Source organism: Ignavibacteria bacterium (genome assembly GCA_025612375.1).
Lineage (GTDB): Bacteria > Bacteroidota > Ignavibacteria > Ignavibacteriales > SURF-24 > JAAXKN01.
This window is the reverse complement of record JAAXKN010000049.1, coordinates 5733-28662: the sequence shown is the minus strand read 5'-3', so window position 1 is coordinate 28662 and position 22930 is coordinate 5733. Positions and strand designations below refer to the sequence as shown.

17 protein-coding genes are annotated in these 22930 nt (G+C 44.5%); 14 read left to right on the top strand and 3 right to left on the bottom strand.

Annotation, left to right across the window (positions count from 1 at the left end):
* Nucleotides 1-298 precede the first annotated feature (298 nt).
* Nucleotides 299-676 carry a hypothetical protein gene (locus tag HF312_19185; protein ID MCU7522349.1) on the top strand — a complete coding sequence of 126 codons (378 nt, stop codon included), beginning with the start codon at nucleotides 299-301 and terminating at the stop codon, nucleotides 674-676.
* Between the two features lie 34 nt (nucleotides 677-710).
* Nucleotides 711-905, top strand: coding sequence for a 30S ribosomal protein S21 (gene rpsU / locus HF312_19180; protein ID MCU7522348.1), 195 nt, complete (start codon nucleotides 711-713; stop codon nucleotides 903-905).
* Between the two features lie 37 nt (nucleotides 906-942).
* Here rpsU and HF312_19175 read toward each other — a convergent pair whose 3' ends face one another.
* Nucleotides 943-1794 (bottom strand): LOG family protein, encoded by an 852-nt coding sequence (locus HF312_19175; protein ID MCU7522347.1) that lies wholly within the window; start codon nucleotides 1792-1794, stop codon nucleotides 943-945.
* 357 nt (nucleotides 1795-2151) lie between these two features.
* Between HF312_19175 and dacB the strand changes: the two genes are divergently transcribed.
* From dacB to HF312_19130, 9 genes are all read left to right on the top strand, one after another.
* On the top strand, nucleotides 2152-3561 hold the full coding sequence (dacB, locus tag HF312_19170; protein MCU7522346.1) for a D-alanyl-D-alanine carboxypeptidase/D-alanyl-D-alanine-endopeptidase: 1410 nt from the start codon (nucleotides 2152-2154) through the stop codon (nucleotides 3559-3561).
* Nucleotides 3562-3694: 133 nt separating this feature from the next.
* Nucleotides 3695-4183, top strand: a complete 489-nt coding sequence (gene greA, locus HF312_19165) for a transcription elongation factor GreA (protein ID MCU7522345.1) — start codon at nucleotides 3695-3697, stop codon at nucleotides 4181-4183.
* On the top strand, nucleotides 4180-5268 hold the full coding sequence (gene ribD / locus HF312_19160; protein MCU7522344.1) for a bifunctional diaminohydroxyphosphoribosylaminopyrimidine deaminase/5-amino-6-(5-phosphoribosylamino)uracil reductase RibD: 1089 nt from the start codon (nucleotides 4180-4182) through the stop codon (nucleotides 5266-5268). Before greA ends, ribD begins: the two co-directional genes overlap by 4 nt.
* A 76-nt stretch (nucleotides 5269-5344) precedes the next feature.
* Nucleotides 5345-5980: a riboflavin synthase gene (locus HF312_19155; GenBank protein MCU7522343.1), complete on the top strand. Its 636-nt coding sequence runs from the start codon at nucleotides 5345-5347 to the stop codon at nucleotides 5978-5980.
* Nucleotides 5956-7347: a tRNA lysidine(34) synthetase TilS gene (tilS, locus tag HF312_19150; protein MCU7522342.1), complete on the top strand. Its 1392-nt coding sequence runs from the start codon at nucleotides 5956-5958 to the stop codon at nucleotides 7345-7347. The genes HF312_19155 and tilS overlap by 25 nt, the downstream gene beginning before the upstream one ends.
* Complete coding sequence (gene hpt / locus HF312_19145) at nucleotides 7335-7916, top strand: hypoxanthine phosphoribosyltransferase (GenBank protein ID MCU7522341.1); 582 nt, start codon at nucleotides 7335-7337, stop codon at nucleotides 7914-7916. The genes tilS and hpt overlap by 13 nt, the downstream gene beginning before the upstream one ends.
* A 6-nt stretch (nucleotides 7917-7922) precedes the next feature.
* Nucleotides 7923-10034, top strand: a complete 2112-nt coding sequence (locus HF312_19140) for an ATP-dependent metallopeptidase FtsH/Yme1/Tma family protein (GenBank protein ID MCU7522340.1) — start codon at nucleotides 7923-7925, stop codon at nucleotides 10032-10034.
* Entirely contained in the window at nucleotides 10021-10689 is a 669-nt protein-coding gene (locus HF312_19135) for a dolichol kinase (protein MCU7522339.1), read from the top strand. Before HF312_19140 ends, HF312_19135 begins: the two co-directional genes overlap by 14 nt.
* The gene (locus tag HF312_19130) at nucleotides 10686-11771 is read left to right on the top strand and encodes a DUF4837 family protein (GenBank protein ID MCU7522338.1); all 1086 of its coding nucleotides are present in this window, start codon (nucleotides 10686-10688) and stop codon (nucleotides 11769-11771) included. The genes HF312_19135 and HF312_19130 overlap by 4 nt, the downstream gene beginning before the upstream one ends.
* 164 nt (nucleotides 11772-11935) lie before the next feature.
* Here the strand turns inward: HF312_19130 and HF312_19125 are convergent, their stop codons facing one another.
* Nucleotides 11936-13909, bottom strand: a complete 1974-nt coding sequence (locus HF312_19125; protein ID MCU7522337.1) for a DUF2723 domain-containing protein — start codon at nucleotides 13907-13909, stop codon at nucleotides 11936-11938.
* A 41-nt stretch (nucleotides 13910-13950) separates the two neighbouring features.
* Entirely contained in the window at nucleotides 13951-16674 is a 2724-nt protein-coding gene (locus tag HF312_19120; GenBank protein ID MCU7522336.1) for a hypothetical protein, read from the bottom strand.
* 348 nt (nucleotides 16675-17022) lie between these two features.
* Between HF312_19120 and secA the strand changes: the two genes are divergently transcribed.
* The 3 genes from secA to HF312_19105 all read left to right on the top strand — a co-directional run.
* Nucleotides 17023-20109 (top strand): preprotein translocase subunit SecA, encoded by a 3087-nt coding sequence (gene secA, locus HF312_19115; protein MCU7522335.1) that lies wholly within the window; start codon nucleotides 17023-17025, stop codon nucleotides 20107-20109.
* A 133-nt stretch (nucleotides 20110-20242) separates the two neighbouring features.
* Entirely contained in the window at nucleotides 20243-20581 is a 339-nt protein-coding gene (locus tag HF312_19110; protein MCU7522334.1) for a P-II family nitrogen regulator, read from the top strand.
* 36 nt (nucleotides 20582-20617) lie between these two features.
* On the top strand, nucleotides 20618-22930 hold a 2313-nt coding region (locus HF312_19105; protein ID MCU7522333.1), incomplete at its 3' end, for a tetratricopeptide repeat protein.

The window sequence follows — 22930 nt, the reverse complement described above, 5'->3', positions numbered from 1 at the left end:
CGCTGAAAAATAGGGGATAGTTTCCCATGCTTATAAGAAATTGAAACAAGAGCATTTAGAATCATGCAGTTATTAAGCACCGAAGGTGCGCTCTGTGTATAGAAGAACGGATCCACCACACCTATGGAGCCCTGTAGGGGCGAAATGTCTCCACCCCGGACACAAAAAATGTTAAAAATATGGGACTTACCTGAATAGCAAGTCCATTCTTTTGTCTCAAAATTATACAATCTTTTTTTGGTTGTTATACTTTTTTTTTATACTTTTGGATAGTAAATTAGAAAATGTAAGGTTTGATATGGCTAGAGTTAAAAATATTGAAGCTTTTTGTAATGTTTGTAATTCAGTAACTAAGATGGAACTCGCAGGCGACGCTAAGGTCTTCGACCTGCAGAATAAAAAATGGGCTAAATGCAAAAAATGCAAGCAGATGATCATCATCGACCCGACTGAAAGCCCGAAGCCCGAAAAACTGACGGCTGATAATATCGAAATTGAAAACTGCTCTGAATATTCACCTAAGAAGAGCTATACGGTCGGCGAGTCGATTTATCATTCTGCCTGGGATGATTATGGAAGGGTAATCGGCAAGGAAGTATCCTCCGGCGGCCAGAATACGATTAAAGTAGAGTTCCAGAAACTTGGTCATAAAAAACTAATTGAATCAATTTTATAACACTTTAACACCATCCGAAGGCAGGTGAAATAATTTGGTAGGGATCGTTCTACAGGACAACGAATCTATTGATAAGGCTCTTAAGAGATTTAAAAAGAAATATGAACGCTCTGGTGTATTGAAAGAATACAAAAAGAGAACTTTCTTTGTTAAACCCTCTATTGAAAAAAGAATGGAGCGTATCAAAGCCCAGAGACGTGCAAGCCGCGAGAATATGCATAACGACTAATAAAAAAACCCCGTAAGGGGTTTTTTTGTATCTTTTACTAAAGCGTGATCGATTTCTTGTGGTTAGTGGGCTTGTTCAGGTAATGCTTCTCAAAATACTGCGTGATTTCCCTGAAAGCCTCCTCGGGCGTGTTGCAGAAGCTCAGAAGATCCAGATCCTCCGGGTTTATTACGCCGAATTCTATCAGTGCGTCAAAATTCAGCACCGTCTTCCAGTACTTCTCATCGTAAACAATAATTTTCATCTGCTTCTTGATCTTCCCGGTCTGCATGAGCGTTAAAACCTCTGTAAACTCATCCATGGTGCCGAATCCGCCCGGGAAAACTATAAGCGCCTTTGCAAGGTATGCAAACCAGAACTTCCTCATAAAAAAGTAGTGAAATTCAAACTTCAGCTCGGGCGTAACGTATTTGTTTACAAACTGCTCAAAGGGAATGCTTATGTTAAGCCCAATTGAAAAGCCGCCTGCAAGCTTAGCTCCTTTGTTTGCCGCTTCCATTATGCCCGGACCACCGCCCGAACACATTATAAAACGGTTCTTCTCTGTCGGAAGATTTAACGACCACTCCGTAAGCATCCTCGAAAGCTCAACGGCATCTTCATAATACTTCGACATTTCCACCATTATCTGCGCATGCCTCAGCTTCTGTGCGAAGTTGGGGACCTTCTTGGGATCAAGATTCTTAAAATCATTATAGTCTTTCAGCGCATCTTTTCTCGACTTAAAGCGTGCAGAACCGAACATGACAATTGTGTCTAATATGTTGTTCTTCTCAAAGCGCGCCTTGGGCTCGAAAAATTCGGAAAGAATCCTTATCGGCCGCCCGTCTGGCGAATTGAGAAAGTCCGCGTTCTTGTATGCTTTAACAGGGGGTTTAGGCCTGCTCATAATACCTCTTTTTCTGGACTTCTAAATTATGTTTACTAATTGTAACTGCTGCAAAAATAAACCTGTTTTTGCACCGTAAACCGGAAACAGCCTTGCAAACTGCCTGCTGCCCGATAAACGGATCAACAAGTTATTAAAAATTGACCTGAAATAAAAATAAAAACAGCCGATAATGTGGCAAAAGCCCCTTATAGCTGAAAAGTTATAAATAATGAGTTTTTCTTGCCTGTAAAAAACTGGTGTTTTGCTTATATTTGTAACAACTGCCGGTTTTCAAGGCAAACCTTAATTTTAATTCCATTAAGTACTTAATTTTGTATTGATCTATTATCTTGCATCCAGGATTTTAATGCCGTCATGAAAAGAGCTTATTTATTTATTTTATTGCTGGTTTTCTCGGGAAACCTGTTCTCTAAGAACGATGATCTTCAAAGAAAGATTGAAAATATTTTAAAAAGTGTCCCATCGGGCACCAAATACGGCGTCTTGATTTATAACCCGGTCACAAAAGACACCGTCTACGCCAGGAACGAAAAGGAAATTATAATTCCAGCCTCCAATGAAAAACTTTTTACCACGGGCGCTGCCCTGGCTTTAATGGGGGGCGACTATAAAATCTCAACTAAACTTTTTACCGACGACCCCGACGTTTCAGACGGGGTTATTAACGGCAACCTGTACCTCAAAGGCTACGGGAACTCACTTTTTACCGACCGCGACATAGACAGCCTTGTCTACGCACTCCGCTCGCTCGGAATACATAACGTTACGGGCAGGGTAGTCGGCGACGACAGCTACTTCGACGACATCTACCACAGGAAAGACTGGATTATTGAAGAGATGTCTTCGGTGCCGCTTCCTCCTATTTCGGCCATTGTAGTAAACCGCAACAAGGTCCAGTTCAGCCTCAGCGCTTCTGCCAAAGCAGGCGGAATTATTAACTTCAGCTCTGAACCCTACTGCTCACTAATTAAGGTTAGGGTTAACGCCAGAACCACTAAGGGGCGCTCGAACGTTTCCATTTCGCAGCACTTTACAGACGACAGCTACGAATTTGTTGTAAACGGAGGCCTAAGAAGAAGAAGCAATATGATCTGGTACTCGGCCGAAATTGCAAATCCGCCTCTCTTTGCAGCCTACCTGCTGCAGGACAGGCTTATTCGCGCCGGTATAACCGTAATGAAGCACCCGTCTGCGGGCGTTACTCCTCCAGATGTAAAAGAGCTTGGTGACCGCTCTGTAACCTTAAGAAACCTGGCCAAGGTGATCAATAAGCCGAGCGATAACTTCCTGGCCGAATGCCTCTTTAAGACCGTTGGCGCATATTACAGCCAGGAGCAGGGGAATTCTTTCTATGCCACTCAGGCAATTACAAGCTATTTGAATAATAACGACATCAATAATACCGGACTTTCGCTTGTTGACGGCTCGGGGCTTTCGCACTATAACCAGGTTACCGTTAGCGCCATTGTGCAGCTCCTCGAGAAAATTTACATGGATAACAAGGTCTACCCCGATTACTTTAATTCCCTGTCCATCGCAGGCGTAGACGGCACCTTAAGGGGCAGAATGATAGGTACAGACGCCGAAAATAACTTCCACGGCAAAACCGGCACACTTAACGGCGTAATCGCACTTTCAGGCTACCTTTCATTAAAAAGCCGGCAGGACCTCATTGTAAGCATTATCTTTGAATTCGACCGGGGCAACCCCCATACGTACCGCTACATGCAGGACAGGATAATTGAAACTCTCGTGGGTCTTTAAGCGTTAACTTATAGTAAAGGGTATTTTTCGCACAAAAGCATTGACAAGAATATTAAATTTTTGTAGTTTCAAGATGCCACTGCAAAACTTGCAGTGGTATTTTTTTTAATTAATCAAAAAGTAAGGATTGGACATGGCTGATTCAAACTTTGTTTATTTGACTAAAGAGCGGCTTTTGGAGTTGGAAAAAGAACTGACTGAACTGAAGACTTTTGGCAGACAGAAAATAGCCGAGAAAATTGCTGAAGCCCGTTCCCACGGGGACCTTTCCGAAAATGCCGAGTACGACGCGGCTAAAGAGGAACAGGGGCTGTTTGAACTCAGAATCAGTAAACTTGAAAATATGCTTTCGCGTGTCAGAGTTATAGATACTTCAAATCTCCCCCAGGACCAGGTGCACATCCTCTCCAGGGTTACCGTTAAAAACCTGAAGAATTCCAATACTTATGAATATTTGCTCGTTTCACCAGAGGAGGCCGACTTCCAGGCCGGCAAGATTTCTATTACCTCCCCGGTTGGACAGGGGCTCATGGGTAAAAAACTTGGCGACAAGGTTAGCGTTAAAGCTCCTGCCGGAATGCTCGAATTTGAAATACTTTCTATTAAACAAAACCAACATTGACCGACGAATCTTACATAAAATTAGCACTTGAAATCGCAAAAAAAGGGAGGGGGAATGTTTCCCCTAACCCTATGGTTGGTGCTATTCTTGTTAAAAATGAAAAGATAATTGGCGCGGGTTTCCACGAGCATTTCGGCGGAAACCACGCGGAAATAAACGCCATTCAAAATGCAAAGCAGGACGTTGCCGGCTCCACTTTGTATGTAAACCTTGAACCATGCTCCCACTACGGCAAAACCCCGCCCTGCACGGAAGCCATAATTAAAAATAAAATTAAGAAAGTCGTTATTGGCACTCTCGACATGAACCCTCTTGTCAGCGGCAGCGGCATAAGGGCACTTAAGGATGCGGGAATTGAGGTTAAGGTGGGCGTGCTTGAAAATGAATGCGTTGCACTAAATAAATTCTTTTTTAAGCATATTTCTAAACAGCTGCCCTATGTGACGCTGAAAGTGGCACAGACCCTGGACGGCAGAATTGCGGATTTAAGCGGGGACTCCAAGTGGATCACCTCCTTAAACTCCAGGCGCTATGTTCACGACTTAAGAAGCCAGTACGACGCCGTTCTTGTAGGCACAAAAACCGTTAAAATTGACGACCCTAACCTTACAGTCAGGTTTATAGAGGGAAGAAACCCTAAAAGGGTTGTTGTGGATTCAAGCCTGAAGTTAAACCTTAAGCTGAAGCTTTTTGTTAATAATATAGACGGTAACCTCCTGCTTCTTACATCCAGGAAGAGCGCCGATAAAAAACGAAAGCTCGAGAAACTGAAAGCCCTCGGCGTTGAAGTCCTTTTTGTAAAGGAAAATAAAGACGGCACGCTTAACTTAAAGCATGCCCTGGAGGAACTGGGTAAAAACAAAATCTCTTCGGTCCTGGTTGAAGGGGGAAGGAAAATATATACCTCTTTTATCAAAGAGGGGCTTTTTGACGACATGGTGGTCTTCATCAGCCCCAAGATCATTGGCGAAGGGCTGCCGGCAGTGGATAAGCTGGGGATCCATTCCATCAGGAAATCCATGAAACTAAGGGTGAGGACAGTTGAAAAGCTGGGCGAAGACGTTCTGATTGAACTGACGAAATAAAGCAGGATCTTTTTTCTTTCAGAGGCATCATAATTATATTTGAATTTAATTCCTTTTGGGAAGTGGGATAAATAAAATGTTTACAGGCTTGGTAGAGGAAATTGGGACCATTAAACAGGTAAAATCCCTCTCAGGCGGCATGGAAATTACGGTTAACGCTCTGAAGGTTTTAGAAGGCCTTGCCCTTGGCGACAGCATGAACATTAACGGGGCCTGCCAGACGGTAACTGAGTTTGATAAAAACAGCTTTAAGGTTACGGCCGTTGAGGAAACCTTAAAGAAAACCAACCTGGGGAAGCTCAAAACAGGAAGCCGCGTAAACCTGGAGCGCTCGCTTACAATGAATAAAAGGCTTGGCGGGCACTTCGTGATGGGACACGTGGATACCACGGGCAAAATCCTAAGCATAAGAAAGCTTTCAACAAGCTACCTTCTTGAGGTTTCTTATCCTAAGGAGTTTTCGAAATATATAATTAACGTCGGTGCTATTGCCATCGAAGGCATCAGCCTTACCATTGCCGGGTTTACTGAACGTTCACTTACGGTTTCCATAATTCCGCATACCTGGACTTCAACAAACCTTTCGGACAAGGCCCAGGCAATGGAAGTAAACCTTGAATTTGACGTGCTTGGCAAATATGTAGCCAAAATTCTTTCAAAAGATGAAGCATCAGGAATTACCGGGGAATGGATAAAGCAGAATGGGTTCTGATAAAAACTATTGAGCAGAAAGTATTAAGGTTTATAGAAGAATATGAACTCCTTAAGCCGGGTGAAAAAATACTTATTGCTTTAAGCGGAGGCCCCGATTCTGTTTTTGCGCTGAATTTTTTCCATAAATATCAATCGAAGTTCGGGATCACCCTGGCAGCGGCCCATATAAATCACTCGCTCAGGGGGCAGGATTCCGACATGGACGAGCACTTTTGTGCGGAACTTTCTGAAGAATTTTCTGTTCAGTATTTTACTGAAAAAGTAGACGTAAAAAGACTTGCAAAGCTGAAAAAAGTTTCTGTTGAAGAAGCTGCAAGAGAATTAAGATATGAGGCCCTGGAGAAGGTGCTGAGGCAGAACCATTTTGATAAAATTGTAACTGCTCATAACCAGAATGACAATGCCGAAACCGTGCTCCTGAACCTGATTAAAGGAACAGGCCTTAGGGGGATTTCAGGAATCCCTGTAAAAAGAGGGAATATTATTCGTCCTATCCTTGCTCTAACTAAGCCCGAGATACTTTTGTACCTGAGGCTTAATGAAATAGAGTTCAGGACGGACAAGACTAATTTAAGCAGCCTTTATGAGAGAAATTTCATAAGGAACGAGCTGCTCCCGGTAATCAGGGAAAAACTTAACCCTTCAGTCGACCAGAGTCTTTTTAACTCTTCTATGAATTTCCGCAGCTCTCAGCTGCTGATTGACGAGCACGTGTCAGCAATAATGAATAAAATTGTTGAATTTTCAAATAAAAACATTATTATTGATATAGCTGAATTCAGCAATTATAACCCGGCACTCCTGGGCGAGCTCTTAAAAGGGAGCATTGCCAGGTACTTTAAGAAGGAATTTTCTTTTAAGGACCTTCTTAAAGTAAAAGCGCTTATTCATAAGCAGCCCGGTAGAAAAGAAAGCCTTACAGGCGGGCTTCTGGCCTTGAGGGAAAGAGGCTCTCTTGTAATTAAGGAAAATGCAGAAGAAGAGGAATTTCAGCCCGTTACACTTCTGGCCAATGGGGAAGCTTCATTTGGCAAAAGAAAGCTGAAAATTACACTTAAAGATGCCGGCGGGCTTATGGATATTAAAAGCACCCCCTGGCATGAGTTTATTTCGGCCGACCAGCTGGAAGGGGAGTTTACTCTCAGGCGCTGGATGCCGGGCGACAGGTTTATTCCTCTTGGAATGCAGGGTTTTAAGAAAATATCCGATTTTCTGTCTGAACAGAAAATTTCGGTGGAAGAGAAAAAAAAACAGCTGGTGCTTCTAAACAGGAACAATATTGTGTGGGTCCCTGGTTATAGAATAGATGACCGGTACAAAATAACAAAAAACATAAAAAGGATTTGCGAATTATGCCTCGAATAAACATCGATAATTCAGAAGAAATAATGATTGGTGATGAAAGGTTCGTGCTTTACCTGCCGGAAGAACAGCTGCAGGCAAGAATTAAAGAGCTGGGTGAGGAAATTACAAGGGAATATGAAAGCAAGGTCCCGGTCTTCATCGGCCTCTTAAACGGCTCTTTTCTGTTCATGGCTGACCTGATTAAAAATGTTGCTTTAGACTGTGAAATAGATTTTATTAGACTATCCAGCTATGGCGACGCTAAGATCTCTTCGGGCAGCGTTAAAATGGTAAAGGACCTGAACTGCGACATTGAGGGACGCGACGTCGTTGTTGTTGAGGATATTGTTGATACAGGACTATCGATTAATTATATAGAAAGACTTATGGAAAATCACAAACCGGCCAGCGTAAAAATCGTATCTTTATTGTTGAAGCCGGAAAGTCTTAAATATGATGCAAAAATTGATTATATTGGATTTAAGATTCCCAGTAAGTTTGTAGTTGGCTATGGATTAGATTACGCGCAGAAATACAGAAACCTGCGCTCTATTTACGTTTTAAGTGAAAATAGTGAAAATGGAGTTTAATAAATGATGGATTCTAAATTTAACAAACTCTTTATGGCTGATAACTCGGGTAACAAAACACCTTTAAGAAAACCCAGCCGTAAGAGCAACGGGGACAACTCTCCTAATCCCGATGGTGATTTCGACTGGGGTAAGATTATTAGGAGCGTTTTTAGCTGGGGAGCCGTAATTGTAGCGGCAGTAATTGTGCTGCAGTTCCTGAGGACCGGCTCTTCAAAATTTGTGGAGGTCCCTTACGGTGTCTACCGTAATTTCCTCACAGAGGATAAGATAGAAGAAGCCAGAGTAGTTAAAATAGATAATGATTATACCTTTGAAGGCGGCCTCAAGCAGGAGGAATCTGTAAACCTTGGCGACCGCATGGTGCCGGTTAAGAAGTTTACGGTTTTTATTCCGAACGACCTTCTGAAGGATAACGAGGCTGTCTGGAATCAGAAAGGAGTTAAGTATTCCTTCAACAAGGAATCTAACGAATGGCTGAACGTTCTCTTGAGCTTCATACCCTGGATACTCATAATAGGTGTGTGGATCTTTATAATGAGGCGTATGCAGGCTGGTGCCGGCGGCTCCCGCGGAATATTTAATTTCGGCAAGAGCAAGGCCAAGCTCATCAGCGAAAGCGCCACAAAGGTGACTTTCCGCGATGTTGCAGGCGCCGATGAGGCAAAGCTGGAACTCGAAGAAATTATTGAATTCTTAAAAGAGCCTACAAAATTCCAGAAACTGGGCGGAAAGATCCCGCGCGGTGTTCTGCTCTTAGGCCCTCCGGGAACCGGCAAAACCTTGCTTGCAAGAGCTGTGGCTGGAGAGGCAGGCGTGCCCTTCTTCTCTATAAGCGGCGCCGATTTCGTTGAAATGTTTGTTGGTGTCGGCGCAAGCCGTGTAAGGGACTTATTTGAGCAGGGTAAGAAAAACGCTCCCTGTATCATTTTTATAGATGAAATTGATGCCGTCGGACGCCACAGAGGCGCAGGCCTTGGAGGCGGTCACGATGAACGCGAGCAGACCTTAAACCAGCTCCTGGTTGAAATGGACGGATTTGAACAGAATAGCGGCGTTATTATTATTGCCGCTACAAACCGCCCCGACGTTCTGGACCCCGCACTTTTAAGACCAGGCAGATTCGACCGCCAGGTTGTGGTTGACCGCCCGGACGTAAAAGGCCGCGAGGGAATTCTGAAGGTTCATACAAGAAAGATTCCTTTGGATTCAGATGTAAACTTAACCACACTTGCAAAAGGCACTCCTGGCCTGGCCGGAGCTGAACTGGCAAATATGGTTAACGAGGCAGCGCTTCTTGCAGCCAGAAAAAATAAGAAACTCGTTTCTATGGGCGACTTTGAAGAGGCCAAGGACAAGGTAATGATGGGTATGGAACGCAAGAGCATGATCATCTCTGAGGAGGAGAAGAAAGTAACCTCTTACCACGAGATCGGCCACGTGCTTGTTGCCAGAATGATACCTGAAAGTGACCCGGTCCATAAGGTAACTATCATACCGCGCGGACGCGCTCTTGGTGTTACAACTTATCTTCCGGTTGACGAGAAGCATACATACTCAAGAGAATATCTTGAAGCTATGATTACCTACGCCTTGGGCGGCCGTGCTGCCGAGAAGATAGTATTTAACCGCTTTACAACGGGTGCCGGAAACGACATCGAACGCTCCACTTCACTGGCCAGGAAAATGGTCTGCGAATGGGGTATGAGCGACAAGATGGGACCCCTGTCTTACGGAACAAAAGAAGAGGAGATCTTCTTGGGACGTGAGATAACAAAGCACAAGGACTACAGTGAAAAAACCGCGCAGGATATTGATGAGGAAATTAAGAGAATCATTACCACCTGCATGGTAAGAGCAGAAAACATACTTACGGAAAATATAGAAGTTCTGCACCGTTTGGCTCAGGTTCTTTTGGAAAGAGAAATATTAGACTCAGATGAGATTGACAAGATTATCCGTGGAGAGGAGCTTCCCCCATTAAAGAAAAACGGAACAGTTGAGGATACTTCAAGTAAAGAGACTGCGACTAAGGAAGAAGAAATACCTGAACACGTTAAAAAGTTAATGGAGAAAAAGAAGCAAAAAGAATCCCTGGATAAAGATGACTCAAATTGATCAAGGAACTATTCAGTATAGAGATGAAGTGGTCCGCAAGACCATTCATCTCTTTTCTCTTTCTATACCTATTCTTTATTTTTATCTGACAAAGCAGCAGGCTTTGTACATATTGTTCCCGCTTACACTCCTGTCAATTGTACTGGACGTTGGACGCTACTTTTACCCGAAACTGGGGAGCGTGTTTTACTTCATCTTCGGCTTCATGCTGAGAAAGCATGAGATGGATCATAAGAAAAGAAACCTAAACGGCGCAACCTATGTGCTGGTCTCAGCTCTTATATGCGTCCTGATACTCCCCAAGGTATTTTTCCTTACGGCGTTCAGTGTGCTTATTTTAAGCGATTCATCGGCGGCCCTCATAGGCCGCAAGTTCGGAAAACACAAATTTCTTTTTAAGAGCCTTGAAGGGACGCTCGCGTTTTTTGTCTCGGCCTGCTTAGTAGTTTTGTTTGCACCCAAGGTGGCACACCTGCAGGCAGAGTACATAATAGGATTTGTTGCCGTGGCCGTTGGCGCTATTGCGGAAAATATCTCCTACGGCTGGGCCGACGACAACCTTACAATCCCCCTTTCCATAGGCCTTATGATGTGGATCCTTTATGCAATATTTCTGCCTCATCTGAATTTACTATTACCAAATGCCCCGGTATAAAGATGAAAAATATAGTTTTACTATTATCTGCCTTTGCAGTTATAGTTTCTCTTAACTCCTGCTCTAAGGAAAAGCCCAAAGCCTCGGGCCCCGACGACAGGATTTATGTTATTGCCGATTCAGCGGAGTTCCAGGATTTTAAGGCTTCGCTGGATTCGGTCTTCGGCAAAATAATCTATACGCCTCAGCCCGAAAAAACTTTTGAACTAATACGACGAAACTTCAGTGACCTTGAGAGCCTTAAAAACTCTCCCAACATTCTCATCATCGCTCCCATGAATTCCAATTCAGGTGTATCTGCCTATATCAGAAGCCTTCTTAACGACAGCACAAAACAGGGCGTTAACGCAGGGCGCGAATTCCAGTTTAACAGGCACGATCTCTGGGCCAAGGGGCAGCTGGTGATGATACTTACAGCCAGGGACATGCCCACACTTCGGGAAAAGCTCCACGCGGAAAACGGCGCACTCCTGGAGATGTTCCGGAAAGCCTCCGTAAGGAAACTGGTTCAGAGCCTTTATATGGATAAGTATGAGAATAAGGATATTGAAGCAAAATTCCTAAAAGAATACGGCTGGCTAATCTATGTGCAGAAGGATTATGACCTCGTTCTGGATAAACCGCAGGACAAATTTGTGTGGCTCCGCAGCCTTAAAGGAAACGACATGGCAAAATGGATTTTTGTGCACTGGATTGATAACGCCTCGCCGGACTTTCTTAACCGTGACTCAATTATAAAGCAGCGGAACCGTCTGACACAGAAATATCTTAAACCCGCGGGATCGGGCAAATTTGTCAAAATGACAGATGAGTACCAGACTACAAGCGAAGTTAACTTCCACAACAAATATGCTCTTTTAACGCAGGGGCTCTGGGAGATGAGCGACCGCTCCATGGGCGGCCCGTTTATAAACTACACCATGTTTGACGACAAGACAAAACGGATTTACATGCTTGATGGCTCCATCTACGCCCCAAAATACCTGAAGAAAAACCTCATCCGCCAGCTTGACGTCCTCCTCCAATCCTTCATGACCGAACATGAAATAGACCCTGTGAAGAAAAAGGAGTTGGGAAGATAAAGTTCAAGGTTCAAGGTTCGAGGTTCGACGTTTAAAACAATTTGAGACCCGCTTTAGCGGGCCTTCCCCTTTTTATGACTAGCCACGAGCTTTAGCTCGTGGAGCACGGAATAAAAAAAATTTGGGCTTCAGAATTGCGGTCAAAATAAATTGGGCTGCAGCCCCTAATTAAACGCCTGCTCCAAACTATACGGGATCTGATAATCCGGAAACTCCTTCTTTACCTTATTCAGATACATCTTCGCGCGCTCTGTGTGGTCAAACTTCATCTCGTACATAGCACGCCTTACAAGCATTGCGCCAACCGTGTTTTCAATGAAAGTTATATAGTGATCCCTGTACTTGGGAAGCCTGATCGTAAAGTCAGGATTTCGCGCCGGCACATACGTGCTGTCGTCTTTCACAACCTTGAATAAGAAGAGGTCGGGCACCAGGCTGTAGCCTTGGGGAAGCGTGAACTCTCCTCTTGCCATCTCGTTTTCCACGAGCTCGGAGGCTATGTAAAATGGACGGCTTTCCACGTTATCCTCTACAAGCTTTGTCATCATCGTGCGGTAAAGAGTCTCCAGTAGTTCCGGACTGAAATTCTCACTTCTTTCAAAAGGAAGAAGCGCCTTTAAGAAAGGCTCTGAATAAGGCTTAAGCCTGCCTGCAACTTCAGGATGGTTTCTCATTAGCTGGTTATAGTACCACGAGCGCCTTAAGAGCTCCTTGTCTATTATTACGGCGTCACGCCTGAAGTTTTCCACATTCTGGAAGTAATAGGCGGGCGAGACCAGATAATCCCATTCATATGAAAATATTATGCTGTTTTTTTCTGTGCTTTCAACAAGAGCCTTGGTGTAGTCTTCAAAGGTGTATGTGCTGCTTTTGTTTACCTCTTTGTGGTTAAAATATACCTGAAGGATAATAAACAGTACCACCAGCGCTGCAGGCATTACATATGGGTTTTCGGAGGCCGACTTGAAAAGGCTGAAAACCTTAAGCACCCCGAAGACGGCAAAAAATGAAAGCGCAATGTATGAAAGAAGAAAATAAGAACTGATGTCAACAATGTCGTAGTTGATTGAATAAAGAACGGTAAAGAAAAAACAGATCAGGAGGAAGTAGAAGAACTTCCTGGCTTTTTTGTAAACCGGGATAATGCCCATTATGCAGAAAAGTATGCTTACAATTGCAAACTCGCCCGGAAGCGTTGAAATAAAAAATTCCAGCTGGCGCTTGGCCGCGCCCGCAGATGAAAAAAGCCATACCTGGTACTGCTTGCCTGAAACGTGGCGGAGGAGCCTTTCCATATCAACAGGGTTACCCCAGTTAAGAAGAGGGTTTGCCTGAGCTCTCAGTGGAAGATAAGAATATATAAGTATAAGCAGCGGGAAAAAACAGGCAAGCATTATTGCAATCTTCTTATAGGAAGGCTTTAGGTTTATTTTATTCCTCGTGAAATAAAAATATGCGGCTGCCGGAATTATAAGAAGGGTTGTCATGTGGTTCGAAAACCCGAGTGCCAGTGCCAGGGCAAAAATTATCCATCCCCTTAAGGCATGGCTTTCTCCCTCCGCATCGGAGGCAAATGCCTTAAGAAGTGTGTAGATAATTACGTTAAGTAAAAATATGTGAAGCGAATAAACTTCAACCGACGTGCTCTGAAGCCAGAACGTTTTACTGAATGCAAGAATGAGCGACCCTAAAATAACCGAGAGCATTTTCTTGACGTCGTTTACATCGCCGTAATTCTTAAGGTCTGAGGCCATTACGGTGTGGTGCGGGGCTTCTTTATGGTGCTTATCCTTTTTATCTTTCTTCAAAGAGCCCTTTTGGGCTGCACCGAAGATGGACTGGTTATCCAGAACAAACGCCGCCGACTTCATGAAAAAATATAACCCCAGTGCGCACCATAAGGCCGCAAGCAGGTTGGCAGCGTAAATTGCGCGGAAGGGGAAAAGAACTTTAAGCAGGAGATATCCTGCCATTGTAAAAAGAGGGTATCCCGTAGGATGCGCTATACCTGAAAGCGCCTGGACCGCTGCAAGCTCACCGGAATCGATTTCAACAACAGTAGGGGCCAGAGTAAACAGATAGACAATAAAAACAAATAAAGACGTAAGCGCCTGGTAATATCTTTTAACGAAATTCAAGCAGTTCCCATGAATTGTGATAAATACTTGTTTTAACGGCTTCAGGCTAAAAACTTGTCAAAGAAATCTTTATTGCTTTTTAATACCTTTACAAGTGCTGCTTCAAATTCACTTAAATTCTTAAAACCCATCTCTCTGGCCAATAGTGTTCTTTTTGCCCCGTCTAGCGGAAGTACCGCAGAGGCAGAATTAAATAGTGTCTGATTCCTTAATAAAAGATTTCTTAAGAACGAATAGTTTTTCTTCAGCGCCTCTAAACTAAGAAATTTATCTGAATAATTAATAAGGGCTGAAATAATTTTTTTTGCGTCCCTGCCGAGGCAGTTTGCGTAAATCCGGGGGCTCGAAATAAGTATAAACTGAAGGAGGAACTCAATATCTGTAAGCCCCCCGCGGCTTTTTTTAAGGTCGAGGAAGTGGGAGAAGTGCGACTGCGGCGCTGAAAGGATCTGGCGCTCGATCTTTTTGCGCATTTCCAGGATGTCCTGCTTTGCCTTTTCTTTGTCCAGGGCTTCAATTCTTGCTTCTATTTTTTTTATCAGTGCGTCAAAAAGCTTTTTGTTGCCGTGTATGAATTTGATTTTCTGGAACGCCTGCAGCTCCCAGGTCTGAAGCCTGCGGTCTATGTACTCGTTGTATTTTTCAATATCCCACACGAGCTGGCTTGATTTGCCTTCGGGCCTCAGGCGGCAGTCGACTTCAAAAGGCTGAAGGCTTTGCCTTATAGCGGAAAGAAAATTCTGGAAGTCGCTTTGAATTGTCTGCGACATACCGTCATCTGAAGCCGCAAAGATGAGGTCGATGTCTGAACTGAACGTCATCTGCTCCGAACCCAGGCTCCCCATAGCGGCTACAAAATAGTCGTGCTTCAAGTCCTCTTTGACGCATACATCGGTCAGCATTTCCGTCAGGTATCCGCTTAAAAGCCTGGAAAGCCTGATGCCGTCAATTATGCCCAAAGAGAACATGACGGATAAAATAAACATGGCCTGTTTTACTGTAGCCCCTTTGAGCCCTTCTTCGCTGAAGGCCTTGCGGCTTAAAATGAGGTCGCCAAGAGCGGGGCTGGTAGAGATCATATCCACACCCTTCTGGCAGCTCTGGCATACGGATAGGACGGAACTGAAAAACGCGCCGTCAATGAATTCGTGATACCATATTGAAGGAAGGGGCCTCGTTTTAATTATTTTGGCGAAGTTGTCCAGTACGGTATCCGGTGCGTGGGATTTCCTTAAGTAGTCAAGAAGAGTCTTATCTATCCTTAGGAATGCGTCAATTGTCTGCTTGTCGAACATCTTCTGCTCCAGGAGCCCCTGTCCCGTTCTTACGTAGCGGTAGTTGCTTAAGGCCTTCTTGGGATCTGTGAACTTTACGTCCTCAATGGAATAGCTGGCTGACTTTTCCGTCTCGCCCGTAATGGAGGCGAAAACGTGGCGGACAGATTTTCTTGTGTGCTCAATTTTTTTTCTTAACTGCTCTGAGGTTTTATAGCCCATGAAGCCCGCAAGGACGTTAAGCGATTCGGTGTCCCTCGGGAGGTCGTGAGTCTGCGTATCGTTCATGAGCTGGAGGAAATGTTCTATCCTTCTGAAAAATCCGTATGAAAGTGAAAGCACCACGGCCTCGTCCTCAGTTAAAAGCCCGTGGCCTGCCAGTGCCGAAACGGCGTCCAGCGTGTTGCCCGTTCTTATTGCATTTATGCGCCCTCCGTTTAAGAGCTGGAGCGCCTGCACTGAAAACTCAATATCCCTTATTCCGCCCGAAAAGAGCTTTACGTTCTCCTTATCCCCCATGTTTTTTTCTATATTGGCCTTCATCAGCGCAATCTGTGAAAGCGGGGAAGTGGAGAAACTGGAAGGATAAATAAAATGTTCTATATAGCCATGGAACTGCTCAAAAAGCTTAAGGCTTCCCCCGACAAAGCTCATTTTAATGAGCATCTGGCGCTCCCAGTCCTCTCCGCGTGACTCGTAATACTGCAGGTAATCCTTCAGCGTGCGGCATAAGGGGGAATTCCTCCCGTCGGGCCTCAGGCGGAAATCCACGCGGTAAATGTAGCCTTTATCCGTTTTTTCCGTGGAATACTGTATAAAAAGGTGCGTTGCCTCGTGGAGGATTTCGTAATACTCTCTTTTTACACCTGTGCCTGCGCTTGAGTTCTTGTCAAAGAACAGTATCAGATCCACGTCGGAGCTGTAGTTGAGCTCATTGCCGCCGCATTTACCAAGCGCTATAAGGCAGTAGCGGGGGCTTTTCATCTTAATGCCGTACTTTTTCAGGACTTCCTCGTGGCAGAGGGAAAAAAGCGCCGAATTGAGCGTTTTGGCAAGAATTGAAAGCTGAAGCGTGGTTTCCTTCAAATTGTAGTAGCCCATTATATCGTTTACACCGATACGAAGGATCTCGCGCCTTTTAATTAACCTGAGGAGGTTAACCTTTGATGCCAGCGTCTTAAGGCTCGAAAGTGATTTTTCCACCGACCGGCGCGTTTCTTTTTCATCCGGCTTCCTGTTCAGGCTGCCCGGGCTTAAGATCCAGCTCAGGTACTCGGGATTCCGGATTATGATATCTGTAAGATAATTGCTGTAGACCGCAATCCTGACCACAATTTCTATGTAATAGGGGTATTTTAAGCTTTCCAGCAGGAAATGCACCTTGTCGTAGAGCGATGACATAATCCTGGCCAGGTTTGCCTCTGCATTATGGGTAAAATAATGCCTGGAGGCTTCCTCTTCAAAGAGGATGACAAGCCTGTCGAACTCCACGCTTTCTAAGTATCCGGCTGCAATAAGCCCCAGATCCTTTAAAAACCTTTCTGAAAGTGTAACCTTGCCGATTGCTTAAAATTCCTTCTTTTTGCCGGGCAATTTAACCATTAGGACCCTTAAATAAAATATAATTTGGCAAATAATTAAAGCTTTAATTAAATTATGCTTGATTTATGGAACAAATCACATTTTGCGAACTAAAATACAGTATATTTGGTTTGAATTATAGCACCGGGAATATCTGCTTAATTCAAGTAATTTAATTGTAATGCATTTTAAGATTCATTGCATTTATATGCCCCTTTACTTAATTTTGAACTACATTTAACCAAAGGAAGTTTTTTAATGCTTAATAACTTTTTGAAAAAGATTTTTGGCGACAAACATACAAAGAACCTGAAAGAACTATGGCCTATCGTCGAAGAAATAAATGAATATTATGAGAAATTAAAGGATCTGACAGATGACGAGCTGAGGGGGAAGACAGCTGAGTTTAAGGAAAAGATCCAGAATGAAACTGCCGAATTAAGAGGCAGGATTGATGAACTTAAGGAGTCCCTGAAGTCTGATGAAGGGGACGAGGACAGGCAGCCTATTTATGACGAGCTTGATAAGCTGGATGAAGAGCTGGATGAGAAGTACGAGAGCATTTTGGATGAAATCCTTCCCGAGGCATTCGCAGTTGTAAAAGATACCTGCCGCCGCCTTGTTGGCCAAAGCTGGGAGGCTGCCGGCGTTAAAATTACATGGGATATGGTTCCCTACGACGTACAGCTCATCGGCGGTATCGTGCTTCATCAGGGCAAGATATCTGAAATGGCTACAGGTGAAGGTAAAACACTTGTGGCTACACTGCCTATCTACCTTAACGCCCTTACAGGAAGAGGCGTTCACCTGGTTACGGTTAACGACTACCTTGCAAAACGCGACAGCGACTGGATGGGCGAGATCTTCAAGTTCCACGGTCTTACAGTCGGCTGTATTATAAATACCATGAACCCCGACCAGCGCAAGGTTGAGTACAATAAGGATATTACCTACGGTACCAACAATGAATTTGGTTTTGACTACCTGCGTGACAACATGACAATCGACCTCGAAGGCATGGTTCAGCGCAAGCACAACTACGCAATTGTCGATGAAGTTGACTCTGTCCTTATAGATGAAGCCCGTACGCCTCTTATCATTTCAGGACCCGTTGGCTCAGCCGAGCACAAGTTCGACGAGATGAAACCCAGCGTTGAAAGGCTCTTCAGACTGCAGGCAAGCCTTGTTGCAAAGATTGCACAGGAAGCCGAGGACTTCTTAAACTCAGGAGAAAAAGGAAGCGTTGAAAAAGCAGGCGTGCTTCTGCTTAGAGCATACCGCGGACTTCCTAAAAATAAAAAACTGCAGAAGCTCTTCAGCGAGCCATCCAATAAAAAACTCATGCAGCAGACCGAGCTCGAATACTTAAGAGAGCAGGGCAAAAGGATGCATGAAATTGATGACGAGCTCTATTTTGCAATAGATGAAAAGAATAACACTATAGACCTTACCGAAATGGGAAGGGAAGAGCTTGCAAAAGGAAGCCGTGAAGGAAAAGACTACTTTGTGCTTCCGGACCTTGGAACCGAGGTAAGCCATATTGAAAACGAGGAAGGCTTAAGCTCAGAAGATAAGCTTAAGAAAAAAGACTCACTCTACCACCTTTATGCCGAAAGAAGCGACCGTATCCATACAATCCACCAGCTCCTTAAGGCTTACGCACTCTTTGAAAAAGACGTTGAATACGTTATTACCGAAGAAGGCAAGATAGCCATTGTTGATGAGTTTACGGGCCGTGTGCTTCCGGGCAGAAGATACTCCGACGGGCTCCACCAGGCAATTGAAGCCAAGGAAAGCGTTAAGGTTGAACGCGACACACAGACGCTTGCAACAATTACTCTTCAGAACTACTTCCGCCTTTATAAGAAGCTTGCCGGTATGACAGGTACGGCTGAGACTGAAGAAGGAGAGTTTTTTGAAATTTATAAACTGGACGTTGTTGTAATTCCAACCAACAAACCTATTACAAGGGAAGACCAGGACGACGCGGTTTATAAGACAAAGCGCGAAAAGTACAACGCGGTAATTGAAAAAATTGAAGAGCTGAGGAAAGACCAGCGCCCGGTGCTTGTTGGTACAACTTCGGTTGACGTATCTGAAACACTAAGCCGTATGCTTAAACGTAAGGCGATACCCCACAACGTGCTGAACGCAAAGCAGCACCAGAGGGAAGCTGAAATTGTTGCCTACGCAGGCCAGCCCGGCGCGGTTACAATTGCAACCAACATGGCAGGCCGTGGTACCGATATTAAACTGGGTGCAGGCGTAAGGGAAAAAGGAGGACTTTTTATCCTTGGTACAGAACGCCACGAGGCACGCCGTATTGACCGCCAGTTAAGAGGCCGTTCGGGACGACAGGGCGACCCCGGTACAACGAAATTCTTCCTTTCGCTGGAAGACGACCTGATGAGGCTCTTCGGCAGCGACAGGATCTCGTCAGTTATGGAAAGAATTGGTATTAAGGAAGGTGAAGTAATTCAGCATCCGCTTATTACGCGCTCGGTTGAACGCGCACAGAAAAAAGTTGAGGAAAATAACTTCGCCATAAGAAAGAGACTTCTTGAATACGATAACGTTATGAACCAGCAGAGGGAAGTTATCTATAACAGAAGACGCCACGCACTGGAAGGCGAACGCTTGAAAGGCGAAATTCTCGACATGCTTGACGAGTACGTAACAGAACTTGTGGAAAAGCATTTTGATAACGTTGAAATTGACCAGTTGCAGGAAACCCTGCTGCAGAACCTGCTGGTGGACGTGAAGATAAATCCCGATGACTTTAACGCTTTAGGCAAAGACGGCGTTAAGGACAGGATTATGGAAGCCTGCAAGGACTTCTATAAGAGAAAAGAGGAAATGGTTGGAAGCGACCTGATGGCACGCCTGGAACGCTACGCAGTACTAAGCGTTATTGACGACAAGTGGAAAGAACACCTGAGAGAGATGGATGACCTGAAAGAAGGTATTCACTTAAGAGCCTACGGACAGAAAGATCCGCTCATTGAATACAAGGGTGAAGCTTTCAACATGTTCCTTGAGCTTATAGGCCTGATCAGAAACGACGTCATTTCATTCTGCTTCAAGTTCTGGCCACAGGCTCCTGAAGAAATTCAGCAGAGGAGAAGACGCCCCGTTCAGCGCACAAGAGAAATTAAGGACTCTACCGACAACATGGGTGTTTATACCAGAGGCGACGACCAGCCCTCCGACGGCGGCTCAGAGCAGCAGCAGGCAGGACGCGAAGGTCAGAAGCTTCAGCCGATTCAGGTTGAGGAAAAGACAGGCAGAAACGAACCCTGCCCATGCGGCAGCGGCAAGAAATACAAAAACTGCCACGGAAAATAATCGTATTATTTGTATATTATACGGGCGGGAATTCAGAATATACCTGGATTCCCGCCATGTTATCTAAACTGCTAAAATATTAAAGTTCAATCCCTTAATGCCGTAAACCCGGTCGACTATTATAGAGGTTTTAATGAGAAAAGTAGAAGCCATAATCCGCCCTTTTAAGCTCGATGAAGTAAAAGAAGCACTTCTGGAGGAGGGAATCAGGGGACTGACCATCTCTGAGGTCAGAGGCTATGGAAGACAGAAAGGACACAAGGAAACCTACCGCGGCAGTGAATACCAGATTGAATTTGTTCCTAAAATTAAGATTGAAGTAGTACTTGAAGAAAGTAAAGTGGAAAAGGCGGTGGACGCCATTCTGCGCGCGGCCAAAACCGGACAGGTAGGCGACGGCAAGATCTTTATTACAGAAGTAATAGACGCCATACGCATCAGAACAGAAGAATCAGGGAGGGACGCACTGTAAAACTTCTACTATTTCCATCACATTTAACGTAACAATATGCATATTATAAAGAGATTATTAACCAGAAACCTGGTTGTTATTACTTTTCTCCTTATCCCCGTTATTTTTTCCGGCTGCGGATTATGGAATAACTTTACGGCCTATTTTAACGTGTATTATAACGCCGCTAAAAGTTTTGATGACGCCGAGAAGACTGTTTTAGACCAGAGGAAAAATATTTTTTCCCAATATGAGCCGCGCCCGACTGGTACGGCCAGCGACGCTTTTAACAAGGTTATTGAAAAGCTTTCCAAACTCCTGCAGTTTAATGCCGGCTCGGACCTTGTTGACGACGCACTGCTCATGCTGGGGAAATCGTTCTATTACCAGCAGGACTACCAGAAGGCCTTAAGAAAATTTACAGAGCTTATTTCAACTTTCCCCAAGAGCGAACTTGCTACTGAAGCACAGCTTTATATTGGCATGACGCAGCTGAGGCTGAGGAACTACACACAGGCCGAGGCTACTCTTAATGAGGTGCAGAAGGCTGCCCGTGAACAGGACGACAGAGATATTCTGACTAAGGTATACATACAGCAGATAGGATACCTTATTTCGCAGGAAAAGTATGACGACGCAATTGCAAGATGCCAGGAACTTCTTAAGGTTTCTGACGACGGAAAGGTAAACGCCGCTGTTATTTATGAAATGGGAAAAACATACCTGAAGGTAAATAAACCGGAAGAAGCCGCAAAGGCTTTTGCCGGAGTGCTGGATTATGACCCTACTTACGACATGGAATATAATTCAAAGCTTCAGTATGGAAAAGTTCAAAGACAGCTGGGCAACCTGGACCGCTCGCTTAATATTTTTACGGATATCTCAGACGAACAGAAGTACGACGCCTACAGGGATACTACCGAACTTCAGATAGGCCTGTCATACCTTGAAATGAAACGCTATGATGACGCTTTCGCCCAGTTTACAAAAGTGGATACATCTTTCAAGCAGTCGCCTAATGCCGGTATAGCCCAGTACTACGAAGGCGAGATACTAGAAAAACAGCACGCCGATTACGACAGCGCAAACTACTATTATAAAAAATCGATGTCATCGTCTGCGCCGCAGGAATTTACACAGAAGGCCTCAAGAAAAGTTCAGAACTTTACAAAGTACGATAACCTGACGGCTTCAATAAACCAGCTTAATAAGCAGCTTAACTATCTGCAGAACCCGCAGAGCTACGTTCAGGATTCCGCTGCATACTATAAAGAGCAGGCGGTGCTGGACAGCCTTGCAAAGGAGAAGGCAAAGCAGACAGCAGAGCAGCAGAAGGAAGACAACGCCAACTCCAGGAATTCAAGAGGAAGCGATACAAGAACACAGCAGCAGGCAGGACAGCAGAAAAAGAAATCTGCGCCCGTGATGCCTAAGATAAGCGCAGACTCCATAAAGACAATGCTCTCAAAAAATGAATATGAGCTTGGAAGCCTTTTCTTTACAGAGCTGAATGTTCCCGATTCGGCGTTCTATTATTATAATCATATTGTTACGAGCTATCCCGGCAACCCTTATATGGCGCGTTCACTCTACGCTCTTGGCTCTTATTACCTGACAAAGGATAACAAGGCTAAGGCCGACAGCCTCTTTGAAGTTATATATAAAGATTACAACAACGAAAGCATTGTGAACGCCGCGGCATCAAAGCTCGGTAAACCAATAATTAACCTGAAGTACGACGAGGCTGAAGAACTCTTTGTTCACGCCGAGCAGACGATGAAGGATTCTTTGTACAAGGATGCTATTTCGGAATTCAGGAGCATATACCACAAGTACCCCAAGTCGTCATTTGCACCCAAAGCGCTTTATGCCTCGGGCTATATATATGAAAATAATCTGGATATGCCCGACTCCGCGGCTGCAGTCTACGATTCCGTTCTGACCAAATTCCCCTCAACTGCGTATGCAAATGCTGTAAGAAGTAAGCTCCAGGTCTTTAAGGATGAAAAGAAAAAAGAGCAGGCTGTAAGGGATTCCATAAATAACGCTAAGAACGCTCTTAATAAGCCTGAAGACAAGCAGCAGAACACTTCGCCGCAGATGGCAGATTCGCTAAGCAATAGTCCTAAGACAAATAATGCGAATGTAAATCAGAATAATACTCAGCCCGGGCAGAACGTTCAGCAGAACAATAATCAGAGTGCGCCTCCCCAGGGTGGGCATCAGAATAGTGAAAAGCCTATTGTACCGCATCAGAATCCGGTTAAGGATAGCCTGAATGTTAAAAGTCAGACGCCTCCGGGAGCCATGAATAACGGCGCCATAAAGGATTCAGCAGGCACAAAGACTGAGCCAAAGGATTCTGCGAAT

What these genes read in the sequence shown, in the direction of transcription:
- HF312_19185 (MCU7522349.1), top strand. Translation starts at nt 299, where the DNA reads ATGGCTAGAGTTAAAAATATTGAAGCTTTTTGTAATGTTTGTAATTCA.
- HF312_19175 (MCU7522347.1), bottom strand. Translation starts at nt 1,794, where the DNA reads ATGAGCAGGCCTAAACCCCCTGTTAAAGCATACAAGAACGCGGACTTT.
- dacB (MCU7522346.1), top strand. Translation starts at nt 2,152, where the DNA reads ATGAAAAGAGCTTATTTATTTATTTTATTGCTGGTTTTCTCGGGAAAC.
- greA (MCU7522345.1), top strand. Translation starts at nt 3,695, where the DNA reads ATGGCTGATTCAAACTTTGTTTATTTGACTAAAGAGCGGCTTTTGGAG.
- HF312_19155 (MCU7522343.1), top strand. Translation starts at nt 5,345, where the DNA reads ATGTTTACAGGCTTGGTAGAGGAAATTGGGACCATTAAACAGGTAAAA.
- tilS (MCU7522342.1), top strand. Translation starts at nt 5,956, where the DNA reads ATGGATAAAGCAGAATGGGTTCTGATAAAAACTATTGAGCAGAAAGTA.
- hpt (MCU7522341.1), top strand. Translation starts at nt 7,335, where the DNA reads ATGCCTCGAATAAACATCGATAATTCAGAAGAAATAATGATTGGTGAT.
- HF312_19140 (MCU7522340.1), top strand. Translation starts at nt 7,923, where the DNA reads ATGGATTCTAAATTTAACAAACTCTTTATGGCTGATAACTCGGGTAAC.
- HF312_19135 (MCU7522339.1), top strand. Translation starts at nt 10,021, where the DNA reads ATGACTCAAATTGATCAAGGAACTATTCAGTATAGAGATGAAGTGGTC.
- secA (MCU7522335.1), top strand. Translation starts at nt 17,023, where the DNA reads ATGCTTAATAACTTTTTGAAAAAGATTTTTGGCGACAAACATACAAAG.
- HF312_19110 (MCU7522334.1), top strand. Translation starts at nt 20,243, where the DNA reads ATGAGAAAAGTAGAAGCCATAATCCGCCCTTTTAAGCTCGATGAAGTA.